At 69.0% G+C, this 14,597-nt stretch carries 12 protein-coding genes; 2 read left to right on the forward strand and 10 right to left on the reverse strand.

The genetic code is table 11. The features are described from left to right. Positions 1 to 59: 59 nt before the first annotated feature. From CR918_RS19740 to CR918_RS19750, 3 genes are all read right to left on the reverse strand, one after another. Positions 60 to 383, reverse strand: coding sequence for an I78 family peptidase inhibitor (locus CR918_RS19740; RefSeq protein ID WP_025876032.1), 324 nt, complete (start codon positions 381 to 383; stop codon positions 60 to 62). A gap of 89 nt (positions 384 to 472) precedes the next feature. Further along, the gene (locus tag CR918_RS19745) at positions 473 to 1,492 is read right to left on the reverse strand and encodes a ribonuclease H-like domain-containing protein (RefSeq protein ID WP_099786315.1); all 1,020 of its coding nucleotides are present in this window, start codon (positions 1,490 to 1,492) and stop codon (positions 473 to 475) included. Continuing rightward, complete coding sequence (locus CR918_RS19750; protein WP_099844570.1) at positions 1,489 to 3,978, reverse strand: DEAD/DEAH box helicase; 2,490 nt, start codon at positions 3,976 to 3,978, stop codon at positions 1,489 to 1,491. Before CR918_RS19750 ends, CR918_RS19745 begins: the two co-directional genes overlap by 4 nt. Before the next feature lie 192 nt (positions 3,979 to 4,170). Between CR918_RS19750 and CR918_RS19755 the strand changes: the two genes are divergently transcribed. After that, positions 4,171 to 4,701, forward strand: coding sequence for a hypothetical protein (locus tag CR918_RS19755; RefSeq protein ID WP_059063117.1), 531 nt, complete (start codon positions 4,171 to 4,173; stop codon positions 4,699 to 4,701). A 37-nt stretch (positions 4,702 to 4,738) separates the two neighbouring features. After that, on the forward strand, positions 4,739 to 5,404 hold the full coding sequence (locus tag CR918_RS19760) for a hypothetical protein (protein ID WP_099844572.1): 666 nt from the start codon (positions 4,739 to 4,741) through the stop codon (positions 5,402 to 5,404). A 164-nt stretch (positions 5,405 to 5,568) separates the two neighbouring features. On the opposite strand, the gene CR918_RS19765 is transcribed toward CR918_RS19760, so the two are convergent. From CR918_RS19765 to CR918_RS19795, 7 genes are read right to left on the reverse strand one after another with little or no spacing between them, the layout of a single operon-like run. Then, positions 5,569 to 7,374 (reverse strand): hypothetical protein, encoded by a 1,806-nt coding sequence (locus CR918_RS19765; RefSeq protein ID WP_099844574.1) that lies wholly within the window; start codon positions 7,372 to 7,374, stop codon positions 5,569 to 5,571. Next, positions 7,371 to 9,536: a hypothetical protein gene (locus tag CR918_RS19770; protein WP_099844576.1), complete on the reverse strand. Its 2,166-nt coding sequence runs from the start codon at positions 9,534 to 9,536 to the stop codon at positions 7,371 to 7,373. Before CR918_RS19770 ends, CR918_RS19765 begins: the two co-directional genes overlap by 4 nt. After that, the gene (locus tag CR918_RS19775) at positions 9,533 to 10,654 is read right to left on the reverse strand and encodes a BatA domain-containing protein (protein ID WP_099844579.1); all 1,122 of its coding nucleotides are present in this window, start codon (positions 10,652 to 10,654) and stop codon (positions 9,533 to 9,535) included. The genes CR918_RS19770 and CR918_RS19775 overlap by 4 nt, the downstream gene beginning before the upstream one ends. After that, the gene (locus tag CR918_RS19780) at positions 10,651 to 11,547 is read right to left on the reverse strand and encodes a DUF58 domain-containing protein (RefSeq protein WP_099844581.1); all 897 of its coding nucleotides are present in this window, start codon (positions 11,545 to 11,547) and stop codon (positions 10,651 to 10,653) included. The genes CR918_RS19775 and CR918_RS19780 overlap by 4 nt, the downstream gene beginning before the upstream one ends. Positions 11,548 to 11,554: 7 nt before the next feature. Next, positions 11,555 to 12,538, reverse strand: coding sequence for an AAA family ATPase (locus tag CR918_RS19785; protein WP_099844583.1), 984 nt, complete (start codon positions 12,536 to 12,538; stop codon positions 11,555 to 11,557). A gap of 13 nt (positions 12,539 to 12,551) precedes the next feature. Then, complete coding sequence (locus CR918_RS19790) at positions 12,552 to 13,259, reverse strand: DUF4159 domain-containing protein (protein ID WP_025876014.1); 708 nt, start codon at positions 13,257 to 13,259, stop codon at positions 12,552 to 12,554. Continuing rightward, entirely contained in the window at positions 13,259 to 14,593 is a 1,335-nt protein-coding gene (locus tag CR918_RS19795) for a TldD/PmbA family protein (protein ID WP_025876012.1), read from the reverse strand. The genes CR918_RS19790 and CR918_RS19795 overlap by 1 nt, the downstream gene beginning before the upstream one ends. Positions 14,594 to 14,597 lie beyond the last annotated feature (4 nt).

The following is a 14,597-nucleotide window of genomic DNA, read 5'->3' on the forward strand; positions in this document are numbered from 1 at the left end:
GCGCCCGCAGCGGCGCGTATGCGAATGGAATCCGCCGGTCAGGGCCCGGCGCTACCCCATCAACCGCAGCTGGCGCGTTCGATACGGTTCTGTGCGTCCACCTGCACGGTCACCCGGTCCTGGCGGAAGTCCATGGTCACCGCCATCCCCGGTTTGACCACGCGTGCGTTGCGCGCGCCACTGTCGGCCACCAGCTTCTTGATCGTCGCTTCGTCGGCGGTCTTGCCGGTGAATGCGTCCAGCGCCTCGGGGCGGCACTCCTGCGGACCATCGGACACCTTGGCCGGCAGGCTGCCGGCATCGGCGGAGGCGTTGCCACCGGCATGGCTGCAGGCGGCCAGCGGCAGGATGGCCGCAAGCAGCAACAGGGGGGATCGACGCATGGCAGTACTCCTGGGTGGTGTTCAGTAGCGGCAGTGTCGCCGAGCGCTGTGTCAGTGATGTCAACGCGGCCTGGATCCACCCTCTCCGTTCATCCGCTTACCAGCGCCAGGGTCTCCCGTTCGCGCTGCTCTTCCCGCACCAACCGCTGCAGCAGCAGGGCCAGGGTCACCACGTCCTGGTGGTTGTGGTCGGCCACCCGGCGCAGATTCACCGCATCACCGCCGCGCAGGAAGCGCAGCCATGCGGCGGGGGCTTCCGAGCCGGGCAGGTCATCTTCGCGCACCACGCGCAGCAGTTGCCGCTCGATGGTGGACAGCTTGCAGTTCTCCCACGTACCGCGGTAACGGCGGCGAGTGGGATACAGCAGGTCGACATGGTCCAGCGCGGTGATGGGATCGGCCTGGCGGGCCAGCCGATAGCGTGTCTTCAGCAGTGGGGCATCGTAGCTGCGGCCGTTGTAGCTGCAGAACACGGTATGCGGCTGCAGCCAGCTGGCGAAAGCGGCCAACATCGTTTCCTCGGCAGCCATCGTCGACATCAGCAGCTGGCGGATGCGCAGGCCTTCGCCACGCTGCGGGCACACATGCCAGTCGGCGGCACCGATCATGAAGGCGCGGGTGCCGGTGCCGCCGGCCAGGCCGGTGGTCTCGGTATCGAAGAACAGCAGGTCGCGCGCAGCCACGTGTTCACCCTCGCGCTTGGCGAAGGCCAGCGACAGCGGCATGGCGGGAATCGGCTGCGGCAGCAGTGACTCGATCAGGAACAGGCCGGGCGCAATCTCGTTGCCGGGCAGTTGGCGATCCTGCGCGCTGGCGCGTGCCGGCGCAGGGCCACCCCGCGAGCGCATGCCGAGCAGGCGATGCAGGCTGCCGACCTCGGGCCGTCGCAGTGCTGCCGGCGCAGGCGTGGTGGTGGCGGTGCCGGTCGGCTTGTGGCGGATCTCCTGTTCCACCCAGGCAAATACCGAACGCTCGGCCGGTGGCTGCCGCGCATCGTTGGCGGCCATGAGTGCCGGCGGCGTCTGCTGCGTCGGCGCGGCAGGCGTGGCTGCTTTCGGGTCACCCGCCTGCTTGCGAAGCAGCCGCAGCTTGTCCAGGCTCAGGCTCACGGGGCGATCAGCTCCATCGGGTCGCGTGTGCTCACCACCACATCGGCCACATGCTGGCAGGCCTGCGCATCGAACAGGTCGAGCACGCGCAGCGCCAGCGCACGCGGCGAGGTTTCATCCTGTTCCTGCGCGGCAAGCACCGGACCGACGCAGGCCGGGCAACCCGCCTTGCAGTCGCAGCGCTGTACCAGTTCGCGCGCGCGCTGCACCAGCTCGGCCTGGCGCTGCCACAACGGCTCGCTCAGGCCGACGCCACCCGGGAAATTGTCGTACAGGTATACGGTCGGCACGAATTCCTGCAGCAGTTCCACCGCGCCAGGCTCGCCATCGCTGCCCCGCAGCTGGCCGCGCCCGCTCTGGTCGGCAATCGCGATCCAGGTGCCATCGCCGTTGCCCACCGACTTCTGCAGGTCGCGCGCATCGGCCATCACCGCCACCGTGGCTACGATGTGCAGTGCATAGGCGGCGCCGAGGAACCCATCCAGCGCATCCTGCTTGCTGGCGAAGGCGCGCAGCAGCAGCGCCTGCGGCAGCTGCCACCACACCGCGGTGGTGTGCAGTTCCTGGTCGGGCAGGTTGACCGGGCCGTAGCCGATGTTCTCGTGGGTGTAGTAGCGGATCTTCTTGTAACCGGCCACGCGGCGCACCACGTGCACTTCGCCATGGTGCGAATCACCGCGGCCGGCCACGCCGCCATCGAAACGGTCCAGCACCTTGAGCTTGGTGAAGTCGATGCTGTCGGTGTAGTAGTCCACGTGGGTGCGGGTGACGTAGGCCTTGCGGCCTTCCCAGTCCAGCGTTTCCACTTGGTAGGGCGTGGACTGCACCATGTGGATGGCGCCTTCGTACAGGGTCAGCGCTGCAGCGGAGTAGTCCACTTCGGCGATGATCTGCTGGCGGCCATCGCTGCGGTCGACCACCACGAAGTTGCCATCGGCCACCGCGCGCAGGCTGACCGCGTTGGCCGGATAGCTGTCGGCGATCCACTCCCAGCGTTCGCCTTCGCGGTGGATGACCTCGGTTTCGGCCAGTGCTTCCAGGAACACCTCAGGATCGATCGGGCCGAAGCCATCGCCGACCCGGAACGGCAGTTCGAACGCCGCGCAGCGGATGTGATCGAACAGGATCAACGGCTGGTCGGGCGCGATGCGTGCGTGTTCCGGCGACGCCTCGGCGAAGAAGTCCGGATGGCGCACCACGTACTGGTCCAGCGGCTGCGAACTGGCCACCATCACTCCGAGTGCGGGCTGCTGGCGGCGTCCGGCGCGGCCGAAGCGCTGCCAGGTGGCAGCCACGCTGCCGGGGTAACCGTTGAGGATCACCACGTCCAGGCTGCCGATGTCCACGCCCAGTTCCAGCGCCGAGGTGCTGACGATGCCGTCGATGTTGCCGGCACGCATCGCACGCTCGGTCTCGCGGCGCTCGGTGGGCAGGTAGCCGCCGCGGTAGGCGCGGATGCGGGGTGGCTTGCGCGGATCGTGATCGAAGATGTCCTTCAGGTACTTGGTCAGCACCTCCACCATCAGCCGGGTCTGCGCGAACACCAGCGTCTTCAGCCCGGATTTGATCGCGATGCGGGCGATGCGGTTGCTCTGCGAGCGCGCCGAGGCACGCAGGCCCAGGTCGGGGTTGATCACCGGCGGATTCCACAGCAGCACCTGCTTCGGCCCGCTGGGTGCACCGGATTCGGTGATGGCGGTGACCGGTGCTTCGATCAGCGCCTCGGCATGCGCCTGCGGGTTGCCGATGGTGGCCGAGCACAGGATGAACTGCGGTTGCACCCCGTAGAACGCGCAGATGCGCTTGAGCCGGCGCAGCACGTTGGTGACATGGCTGCCGAACACGCCGCGATAGGTGTGTACTTCGTCGATGACGATGTAGCGCAGGTTCTCGAAGAACTGCGCCCACTTGGTGTGATGCGGCAGGATCGCCTGGTGCAGCATGTCCGGGTTGGAGACCACGATGTCGCCATGCAGGCGGATCGCCTGCCGCGCGTCGCCGGGGGTGTCGCCGTCGAAGGTGAAGGCCTTCACTCCGAGGTCGCCGGCGCGGTTGAGCTCCAGCAGTTCGGCCACCTGGTCCTGGGCCAGTGCCTTGGTGGGGAACAGGTACAGCGCCTTGGCCTTGTCCTGCATGGCGGCGCTGACCACCGGCAGGGTGTAGCACAGCGACTTGCCGCTGGCGGTGGGGGTAACGATGGCGACGTGGTCGCCACGCTGGCTGGCCTCCCATGCCTCGGCCTGGTGGCTGTAGAGCTGCTCGATGCCGCGTGCCTTCAGTGCCGCAGTCAGGGCCGGTGGCACGGAATCAGGAATCGGCGCATAGCGGCCTTCGCGGCCGGGAATGGCGAAGCTGCCGGTGATGCGATCCTGGTAGCGGCGCTGCAGGCGTGCACTGAGCAGTGCGCCATCGCGCGCGGGCAGGCCATCGCGGGTGGCGAGCTGCTGCTCCGCATCGGCGGTGCGCTTGGCGAGTTCGTAGGCCATGGAAGATGGAGCCGGGACATTTTTCGAGGGGTCACATGGCACCACATTCACGTCTCAGGATGTGAGACACGGCGATGGGATGGAGTGAATCATTCAGTGCCGTGCGCTGTGCGCTGAACGCCTTTGCCACCTCCAACGAAATCTGAAGCCCGCACCCGTATCCTCGACACTTGGACGCAACAGGCAAGGGTGATGGCTGTGGCAAAACGGGCAACGCAGGGAGCACTTCTGGCCGGCATGCTGCTGGCGGGCATCGCGCACGCGCAGCAGACGACGCCGGCGGCCGTACCCGTGCCCACGCCTGATCCCGTACCGGCGCCTGCCGTGCCGCCCGCTGCTGATGACGCGCCCGTGGTCGTGCCGCCTGCGCAGGGGAACGTGACCACGCTGGGCGAAGTGCGCGCGCTCAAGCCCGAAGACGACCAGCCGCTGGACCTGTACCGCTTCAAGAACCCGATGCGCGCGGAGAACAACCGCTTCAGCCGCGACTGGAGTGAGCCGCCCTCGCCCGAGCAGGTCAGTATGGGCGGCGGTTACATCATGATGGGCGTGGTCAAGGGCGTGATGGCTGCGGCCAAGGGCCTGAACAAGATCACTGGCGGCCCGGACCAGATCCAGTCGGCCATCGCGCGGCCGCCACCGGAACTGAGCGCCGAGCAGCAACGGCGCGCGCTGCAGTTCTGCGCCCAGCAGGATGGTTGCGGCGCACCGCCGGAGAAGTAGGCGTTATCCTGCGGGCCTTCCCTTCGAGGCTGCCTGGATGCTGCTGCGTACCCTGTTCCTGCTTGCAACGCTGAGCCCGCTTGCCGCGTTCGCCAGCGACCTGACCGATGGCGGTTCGTGCCGCAATGGCGCGTTCCCTTCGGAACAATCGGGCTTTGCCCTGGCCAAGGTGGTGGGCACGCCGCGCCTGTACCTGCTGGGCGACATGGACGGCTGCCCGGCCAAGGGCGAACCCGCCTGCCGCCAGCGCAGCTACGTGGTGAGTGGTGACACGGTGGTGACCGGGCGTGATCTTGGTCGCTACCGCTGCGCGTTCTTCCCGAACAAGGTGGGTGGCAGCGCAGGCTGGGTGGATCGCAGCAAGCTGCAGGCGTTGCCGGTACCCGCGCCGACGCTGCAGGCCTGGTCCGGAGACTGGAAGGACAGTGACAACGGCCTGCGCATCCGCGTGCGTGACGGCCAGCTGCACGTGGAAGGCGATGCCTACTGGCCCTCGGCCAACCCGACACCGGCAGAACGCCCGGGCGGCCCGAACATCGGCGCGGTAAGCGCACAGGCAGTACCGCGTGGTGCCCAGGTCGACTTCGTGGAGGACACCTGCACGGTGCACGCGCAGCTGCTGGGCGATGTGCTGATCGTGGCCGACAACAGCGAGTGCGGCGGCATGAACGTGCGCTTCAACGGTGTGTATCGGCGCAAGTAGATCCACGCGATGCGTGGATGAAACGCGCGGGCGGCCCGGCGCCAACCAAGGCGGGCATCTACCCTGCACGGCATCAGTAGATCCACGCCATGCGTGGATGGTGTTCGCGATCCAAACGGTGGGGTCAGGGCCCTTTCGCAGGCGAAAGGGATCCAACCCCGGGATCAGCGTCGGCGCTCAAGCCACCAGAGCAGCGATGCGCACAGCACGAACGCCAGCCACCACGGCCAGCGCGGCCCTGGTACACGCTGGCTCGCCTGCGCGGTTGCTGGCGCCGCAGTGGCCAGCCGCTGCGCGGTGGCATCCATCATCGCCTGCCGGTGCAGGGCAGGGGCCTGCTTCGGATCGAACACGTAGCGCCACTGCGTGCGGTCGCCGTGCTGCAGGCGCTGCCAACCGGCCTGGCGCGGCCACCAGCCCGCGCATCGTGCTGTGCTGGTGGTGCTGTCGACGATCAGCGGCATGCCATCGCCGCGTCCGTCGAAGGCCCGCAGCGGTGCCTGCACGCCGCACAGCGACTGCCGTTCGCCCGCCCAGGCCAGTGCCTGTGCCGACCACGGTCCTTCGGTACCGGGCTGCGCGCGAGCGAGGGAGGCGAACACCGTGCTCCACAACTCACCGTGGCGATCCTCGCGACCGGCCAGTACCCAGCGCCAGCTGTCCGTGATCGGCAGCAGCCCGATGCGCCCCTTGCCAACGGCGCGCCACCCACCGATGGGCTTGCCGTCGCGATCCTGCAGCAGGGGGCGGCTGTCGGCTGCCTGCAGCGCCAGGTACTCCAGCGCTGGCAGCGCCGCGGCGTGCGACGCGCGGTCGGCGTCTTCGCCATCAGCGGTGGGCAGGGTGCCGGCGGCAAGTGGCCCGCGACGTGCCTGCAGCATCGTTGCGTCACCCTCGCCGGGCATTGCCGCAACCTGGCTGCTGGCATCGCCCTGCACGGGCAGGCCGAGATCGCGCAGGCGTTGCCGTGCGCTGGCTGATGGCGCGCCGGTACTGCGCACCAGCAGGCCCAGGCCATCGCGCAGGGCCTGGCGCACGGCCGCCAGCTGAGCGGCACCGAGCGCAGCCAGGCTGCGTTCGTCGAGCAGCAGCAGATCGCTGCGCGCCAGCGTGGAGGCGTCCAACGCCACGTTGCCGTCGCCCAGGCTGAGGCCTGCGCCGGTCTCGGCCTGCACCTGCACGCGGATGCCGGCATCGGTGGCCCAGCGGCGCAGGTACTTCAGTTCGGCGCCGGGGGCAGCCGAGCGCACCAGCACGCGCAGCGGAGCGGCGGCCAGGGTCTGCTGGGGCACCGGCACGCTGTCGGCCACATGGCCCTGCGCATCCAGCAGGCGCAGCTGGAACACGCTGCGGCCCTCGGCGCGGGCGATGCCGCTGAGCTGTACACGGCCATCCTCTGCCAGCGTTGCACGATCGACCACGGCACCGGCCGGGTCCAGCAGTTCGGCCTGCGCTCGGTCTACGCCGCGTGCCTGTGCGTGTACGTCGAAGCGCGCACCGGGAGCGGTGTCCACGGGCGGCTGCAGGGCGATCCAGCCGTTGGCTGCAGAGGGTGCCTGCCAGCGCGTGTCAGCGGGCAGTGCGGCATCGCGGTCACGCGCGGCCAGGCCGGCACCGATCAGTGTCACCGTGGAGGACGGATAGCGGCGCAGTGCGGTGGCCAGGTCCGGCACGCGCGCTGCACCGGCCATATCGGTTGCTTCCGGCAGCAGCACCCGGGTGTCGCCGGTGGGCAGTGCACCGGTCTTGTCGGCCCCGGCGCCGATCACCACCAGGCCGGCCAGGGAAGCGCGCTGTGAGGGCGGCACCAGGCAGACATACAGCAGCGCAGCGGCGGCCGCCTGCAGCGTGAGCACGGCGATAAGACGGCCGCGCCTCTGCGTGGGCGAACGCAGCTGGCGCGCACTGGCGACCAGCACGATCAGCGCCAGCGCCACTGCGACCCACACGTTCAATGCCGATGTGCTCATGGCTGTGCTTCCAGCGCATCGAGGTAGCGCTGCCCCATGGCATCGGCCGCACGGCGTCGCATCACCTGCGGCAGTGGCCGCTGCAGTGCACGCCACAGCTGCGCGCGCAGGCGCTGCCGGCACTCGGTGCAGCCGGGGTCGATGCGTAGTTGTTCGATGGCGGCAGCCAGGTCCAGTGCATCGGGCAGGAAGGCGTTGTTGCGCTGCTGCCAGGCGGCCAGCATGTCCAGATCGGGCGTGCCGTCCTCGTCGCCCAATCGCTGCCAGGCCTCGACGACGGCCGGATCGGGCGGCGTGCGCGCGGCCAGCGGCAGGTCGCGGCTGGCCAGCCCGGCACGGTCGCCGCCCAGGCGCCGGCTCTCGTCGATCGGCGGCAGCTCCGGGCCGACGCGCGCCAGATAGATGCGCTCGGCCTGCTGCACCTGCTTGATGAACGCCAGCGCTTTGTAGGCAAACGGCAGGGCCTGCTCGGGGCGGCCCTGGCGCAGCTCGCCTTCGGCCGACCACATCTGGTCCAGCGCGGCCTTCAAGGTGGCGCGTGTCTGCGGGTCAAGCAGCGTCGCCGCCTCGGCGTGGTCGTGGGTATGCCCGTACTCGGACAGCACGTCGGTGGCGCTGCCGAACACCGGCGGCGTGTCATTGCCGCTGGCTGCGCCACCGTGGTCGTGGCCGTGCTCGTCGTGTGCGCCGGCCTCGGCGCCGTGACCGTGCTCATGATCGTCATCGTGTGCGTCTGCCGCCGGCGAATCGCTGGTGGGCAGGTCGCTGGTCGGCGGTGGCTTCGGCGCGCCCTCGCTTTCTTCGCCCAGGAACTGGCCGTAGCGCAGGCGCAGGATGCGCTGGTCGACGCCGATCGCATCGCTGCGCTTGACGAAGGTATCGGCGGCTACGCTCCGGCGTTCGCGGATCAACGCCTCGGCGTCGATGATGATCTGCCGCTGGCTGCGGAAGTACGCGGGCAGGGTCTTCTTGATGCGGCCTTCCAGTTCGGCACCGAGCACGGCCTCGGCGCTGGGCAGGCGCAGGATCACGCTGCTGCTGCGGCCGACCTGTGCTGCCGGCGCGTGGTTGTCGCGCACTTCCAGCTGGGCGATCACATCGTTGCCGGGCTGTGCGCCCAGCGCGGCCAGATCAAGGGTATGGGCAAAGCGCCGTGCCTTCACCTCGCCGCTGCCGCTGAGCGTCACGCTGCGGCGCACGAAGGTGATGTTCTCGCCGCTGCCCTGGGTGATGGTGATCGACAGCGTCGCCCGCGCGGAGACGCCATGATCGTCGCCGGCCTCGAAGCGCAGCGTCCACTGCCGTTGCCCGGGGGTGCCCAGCACCAGGCTGGTGGCAGGCTCGATCACGCGCACCGTCGGCGCACGGTCGGCGACCACGTCGAGCCGATGCAGGCGGGTTTCGGCCAGCGCCGGTTCGCTGACCACGCGATACAGCACCGGGGTACGCGCTACGTCCTGCGCCTGCCATTCACCATTGCGCTCGCGCAACGGAAGGCGTCGACCGTCGTGGAACTGCAGCCAGGCGTTGCTGGGTGCACGGTCGAAGCGCAGTGACCAGGACAGGCGACTGTCGGCGGCGACCTTGGCGTCGAGTGCGTTCTGCGTACGCGTGGGTTGGCCGGTGTAGGCCGGTGCGTCGATGCGCAGTCGAGTGGACTGCAGGCGCAATGGACCGGCCTTGGCGCTGCTTTGCGGCGAGGCAGGCGCCGTTGGGCGCGGTGCGCCGCTGTGCGGCCAGCCCAGTGCCAGCACAGCGACGGCGATGCCGCCAATCCAGCACAGCGCCACTGCCCTGCGTGGCCAGCGTGGTCGCAGCTCGGGGAGGTTGTGTTCAAGCGCAGCCAGCACGTGCGTGCGCTGGCGCTGCTGCAGTGGGTTGAGCGCAGCGCCATCGGCAAACAGCAGATCGGCGCTGTCTTCGCTGGCACCACTGGCATCGAGCCTGCGCTGCAACCAGCGTCGGTCCAGCTGCCGGGCGCGCATCGTCGCTGCGGCCGCAATGATCAGCAGGGCCACGGTTGCCACGACGCAGGCGATATCGAAACCGGACACGCGCAGCGCGAGTGCCGCTGACGCCAGCGCCCACGGCAGGCCCAGCAGCAGGGTGATCGCCGCGCGGCGCCGACGTGCGCGCTGCCATGCCTGTTGCAGCGCCTTCATGGTGCAGCCCTGCGTCGCGCGCTGCTCGCCATCCAGCGCTCAAGCGCGAACAGCAGCACGATCACCAGCAGCAGCCAGGCGGTGGGTTCGCGCACGGGCGACGTTGCGGCAGGCAGGGGCGCCTGGCGTGGTGCCTGGTCCTGCGCATCTCCCAGCCGCGGCGTTGATGGCGGTTGCAGGGCCTGCAGCAGGTCGCGCGGCAGGCCGTCATCGCGCAGTGCACTGTTGCGGGCCACGTTCCATTCGCCGGGCAGATGCAGCAGGCGGCCCTGGCCGATGCGCTGCTGCCACAGCAGCGGTGCATTGTCTGCATCGCGCAGCAGTACGGGTGCACCCGCTGGCGGTTTCGCAGCGGTCAGCACCGTGCCGCCCTGCTGCAGCCAGCGCTGCCAGGTGCCAGGCAGCGCATCGGTGGCGGTCCATACGCCGATCTCGCCGCGGGCAGGCAAGGCGTCGTCGGCCAGGGGGGCCGCCAATGGTTGCGTGCTCCACGCGCGCTGCAACGCGCCCAGCCATTGCAGCGCAGCGGCCGGTGCATCGCTGCGCGTACGCAGGCGTGGTGCCGGGGAAGCGTGTGGCGGCGCGGTGATGGCCAGCGCGTGCGGCTGCCACTGCACCTCGCGCGACAGCTGCAGGCGGGCACCGTCAAGGCCGGGCAAGGGGTCGGGTACGTGTACGGTCAGCGCGGTGCCGGCCGGCAACTGCGCGTCCAGCTCGCGCAGCAGGCTGGGCAGGGCAGCAGTGTCTGCCGGCGCGGGCTGGTCGATGGTGGGAAAGCCCGGCGCCAGCCAATGCCAGTTGCGCGCATCGGTGCTGCCGCGCAGCGCGGTCGCGTCCAGGCCCGGTGCCACCACCGTCCACGCTGCCGGCACGGGCGCAGGACCGGTCAGCGCCGGGCGCGCCAGCAGCAGGGCCAGTGCGGCCAGCAACAGCAGGCGCACCAGCAACAGCGGCCAATCATCGAAGCGGATGCGCTGGCGCGGTCGCACCTGGGCGCGCAGCCAGCGCAGCGCAGCGAAATCCAGCGGCGTGTAGGGATGACGGCGGGCGAGGTGGATCAGCAGTGGCAGCAGCCATGCGGCCAGCGCCGCCAGGCCCAGCGGGAACAGCAGGCTCATGCGCCGCCCCTGCGGCCGAACAGCGCCTGCAGCGGCTGGTCCAGCGGCTGATCCAGCCAACCGGTCGCGCAGGCGATGCCACTGGCCTGAAGGCGCGACTGCAGCGCGGCGCGCGCCTGGGTGAAGCGCTGCAGGTAGTCGGCGCGGATCGCAGCGCCATCGCCGAGAAGTTCATCGCCCGTTTCCGGATCGCGGAAACGATGGCCTGCGTCGAAGGGGAAATCGCGCTCGTCGGCCGTCAGCACCTGCAGCAGCATCACCTCGCGGCGGGCGCTGGCCAACTGCTCCAGCAGCACGATGCCCGCGTCGTCGAAGCCATCGCCGATGGCCAGCAGCAGATCGCCGGGGCGCACGCGCTCCCACAGCGGTCGCAGCCGCTCTGCGGCCGGCCATGCGCCGCGCGCCTGCAGGGCATGCAGCTGCAGATGCACGCGGTCGCGCTGGCGCGCGCCATGCGCGGCCGGCACCAGCTGCAGGCCTTCGCCGTTGATCGCCAGCAGGCCGAAGCGATCACCCTGCTGCAGCGCCAGCTCGACCACGCAGGCAGCCAGCTGCCGCATGTGATCCAGGCGGCTGCGTCCTGGCGCTGTACGGTCGGACTGGCCCGCCGAGGCCGTGGCATCGAGCAGCAGCCAGACAGTGATCGGGCTTTCGCGCTCGGATTCGCGCACGAAGAAGCGGTCCGAGCGCGCATACAGCTTCCAGTCGATCTGGCGCAGTTCGTCACCGGGCTCGTAGGCGCGGTACTGGGCGAATTCCAGGCCGGCGCCGCGGCTGCGGCTGGCATGCTGGCCGATGCCACTCGCACCGCTGGCCAGGCGTGGCCGCAGGCGCAGCGCACGCAGGCGCGCACGCAGGTCGGGTGGCAGCAGCAGCGGCGTGCCTGCGGTCACCAGTGGATCAACCCGGGAAGGGAACGGCCTGCAGCAGTGCGGCGACCACATCGTCGGCCCGCTTCTGCTCGGCTTCGGCGGCAAAGGACAGCAGCAGGCGATGGCGCATCACCGGTGCCGCCAGCGCCTGCACATCCTCGCGCGTGGCGGCGAAGCGTCCCTGCAGCAGTGCGCGCGCCTTGGCGGCCAGTACCAGCGACTGCCCGGCACGCGGACCCGCGCCCCATTTCACCCACTGGTTGATCGCCGCTGGTGCGCCATCGCCGGGGCGGCTGGCGCGGACCAGGCGGGTGATCCAGGCCAGCACGTCGGGACTGACATGCACCTGGCGCACCGCCGCCTGCAGCGCGATCACCGCTTCGGCATCCATCACCTTCGGCACGCTTTCCGCGGCACCGCCGGTGGTCTGTTCGAGGATCTGCCGCTCTTCTTCCTCGCTGGGGTAATCGACCAGCACATGCAGCAGGAAGCGGTCCAGCTGTGCTTCGGGCAAGGGGTAGGTACCGGCCTGTTCGATCGGATTCTGCGTGGCCAGCACGAAGAACGGCGCCGGCAATGTGTAGGTCGTGCCGGCGTAGCTGACCGTACGCTCCTGCATCGCTTCCAGCAGCGCCGCCTGGGTCTTGGGCGGGGTGCGGTTGAGCTCGTCGGCCAGCAGCAGGTTGGTGAAGATCGGGCCCTGCTGGAAGCGGAAATGGCGATGACCGGTGCCATGGTCTTCTTCCAGCAGTTCGGTGCCCAGGATGTCGCTGGGCATCAGGTCGGGGGTGAACTGCACGCGCCGGAACTGCAGTTCCAGTGCCTGCCCCAGCGAGCGCACCAGCAGGGTCTTGCCCAGCCCCGGCGCGCCTTCCAGCAGGCAGTGGCCACCGGCCAGCAGGCCGATCAGCAGCTGCTCGACCACGGTGTGCTGGCCGACCACGGCGTGGGCCAGGGCGCTGCGCAGCGCATGCAGGCGCGGCAGCAGGGAATCGAGGTCGGGGGAGGTCATGGGCGTGGTCCGTTCAATTGTTCAATGCGTACATCACGATGTTGACGCCGAAGCGGGTGTTGTCTTCGGCCAGGAAACGCTTGTTGCGCCAGTCGTAGTCCCACTCGCAGCCGTAGTCCTTGTTGCTGTAGAGCAGACCGAGCCGGCCATCGACCTCGATGCCTTTCAGGTAGTCGTGCACCAGGTCATCGCCCCAGCCGTTGAGCTCGAAGCTGGTCGCGGGCGGGCCGTCGGGGAAGCGGAAGAAGCTGCGGTACAGCGCGTGGCTGTTGGGCAGTTTCTGCAGCGCCTTCGGCCCGAACAGCCGGCCCATCTGCGCTTCGAACGAGGTGGCGAACAGACCGTCGATATCGTGGTTGCAGTCGTCGACGAAGACGAAGCCACCGTTGCGCACGTAGCGCACGAAGTTCTGCCGTTCGGCGGCGTTGAACTCGACCAGGGTGTGCCCGGCCAGGTAGCAGAACGGCGCCTCCAGCATGCGTGGGTCGGCCAACGCCACCACGCGTTCCTGCGGGTCCACCCGCAGGGAGGTGTAGTCGATCAGCGAGGTGATCAGGTTGGACGGCATGCGCGCGTCCACGTCCCAGTCGCCGGAGTCGTACTGCAGGCGGGTGAACCAGAAGTCGTAGCGCGAACTGCGCGGGCCTGCCTGCGCCCATGCTGGCAGCGCCGCCGCCGAAGCGGCAGCGGCCAACCAGCGCAGGCAGGCCCGTCGATCCATCAGACCGCGTCGGACAACGAAGTAAAGGTGAAATCGCGCAGCTTCATCGGCGGAATCATCATCACGAAGTTGGACTCGTCACCGGCCACGCGCACCGGCTTGCCCAGCTCTTCGATGTTGTTGAGCATGATCACCGGCGATTCGTTGAAGCGGAAGTTCTTCACCGGATGCTTGATCTGCCCGTTCTCGATGTAGAAGGTGCCATCGCGGGTCAGGCCGGTCAGCAGCACGGTCTGCGGATCGACCATGCGGATGTACCAGGTACGGGTGACCAGGATGCCCTTCTGGGTGCCGCGCACCAGTTCGGCGGTGCTCTTCTCGCCACCGCTCATCAGCAGGTTGCCGGGCGTGGCCTTGGCGGTCTTGCCCTGCTTCTGTGCCCAGAAGCGCGAGTAGTCGAGGTTGGCGACCTTGCCGTTCTCGATGATGGCGATGCGCTCACGCGGCATGCCCTCGTTGTCCCACGGCAGCACCGGCGCGTCCGGGTGCCACGGGTCGGCATGCATGTTCACGCGCGGATCGTAGACCTGCTCGCCCAGCTTGTTGCCACCGCCTTTCTTCGACAGGAAGCTGCGCCCTTCATCGGCCGAGCGTGCGCTGAAGAAGTTCATCATGAAGCTGATCAGGCCGGCGGCTGCTGCCGGCTCCAGGATCACCGTGTACTTGCCGGGTTCCAGTGCCTTGGCTTCCTGCGACTCGGTCGCCTTGCGCATGGCGATGCGGATGTCCTGGTCGGCCTTGAAGTCGGCAGCGTCCTTCAGGTTGCGACCCACCCAGCCCGAACCACGGCCGTCTTCGGTGCGCACGGTGCAGGTGTAGTCAAAGTTGGTGGTGCGCTGGTAGCCGAAGTTGCCGTTGCTGTTGGCCGTGGCGTAGAAGCCCTGGCCGTCTTCGAGGAAGCCTGCAGCGATCAGCCCGTTGCCACGGCACGGCGCGATCGAATCGGCGGCGACCTTGGCGCGGAAGGCCGGATCGATGGCGGCGGTGGATTCGCTGAAGGTCGGGCTGGGGCGGTAGGTCTGCTTGCCGATGGCCGGCATGAACTCCGGGTTTTCCGGGGCCAGGCGGGCCAGGTCTTCGGCGCGACGCACCACGCGCTGCAGCGCCGCGTCGTCGAACTCGTTGATCGAGGCGGTACCCACGCGCTTGCCGAAGGCCACGGTGACGGCCAGTTCGGTGTTGTCGACGATGCCGCTGGTGGACACGTTGTTCAGGGCGAAACGGATGTTGCCGTTGATGGAACCGGCCAGTACGGCCGTGCACTCATCGGCCTTGGACAGGGCGATGACCTTGTCGAGGATGGCCTTGGCCTGGGCTTCGGTGAAGATACTCATGGTG

Origin of the sequence: Stenotrophomonas indicatrix, from assembly GCF_002750975.1 — a bacterium.
Taxonomy (GTDB): domain Bacteria; phylum Pseudomonadota; class Gammaproteobacteria; order Xanthomonadales; family Xanthomonadaceae; genus Stenotrophomonas; species Stenotrophomonas indicatrix.

Coding starts and splice junctions, on each gene's coding strand:
- CR918_RS19775 (WP_099844579.1), bottom strand. CDS start 10,654: ATGAGCCTGCTGTTCCCGCTGGGCCTGGCGGCGCTGGCCGCATGGCTG.
- CR918_RS19795 (WP_025876012.1), bottom strand. CDS start 14,593: ATGAGTATCTTCACCGAAGCCCAGGCCAAGGCCATCCTCGACAAGGTC.
- CR918_RS19785 (WP_099844583.1), bottom strand. CDS start 12,538: ATGACCTCCCCCGACCTCGATTCCCTGCTGCCGCGCCTGCATGCGCTG.
- CR918_RS19790 (WP_025876014.1), bottom strand. CDS start 13,259: ATGGATCGACGGGCCTGCCTGCGCTGGTTGGCCGCTGCCGCTTCGGCG.
- CR918_RS19755 (WP_059063117.1), top strand. CDS start 4,171: ATGGCTGTGGCAAAACGGGCAACGCAGGGAGCACTTCTGGCCGGCATG.
- CR918_RS19760 (WP_099844572.1), top strand. CDS start 4,739: ATGCTGCTGCGTACCCTGTTCCTGCTTGCAACGCTGAGCCCGCTTGCC.
- CR918_RS19740 (WP_025876032.1), bottom strand. CDS start 383: ATGCGTCGATCCCCCCTGTTGCTGCTTGCGGCCATCCTGCCGCTGGCC.
- CR918_RS19765 (WP_099844574.1), bottom strand. CDS start 7,374: ATGAGCACATCGGCATTGAACGTGTGGGTCGCAGTGGCGCTGGCGCTG.
- CR918_RS19770 (WP_099844576.1), bottom strand. CDS start 9,536: ATGAAGGCGCTGCAACAGGCATGGCAGCGCGCACGTCGGCGCCGCGCG.
- CR918_RS19750 (WP_099844570.1), bottom strand. CDS start 3,978: ATGGCCTACGAACTCGCCAAGCGCACCGCCGATGCGGAGCAGCAGCTC.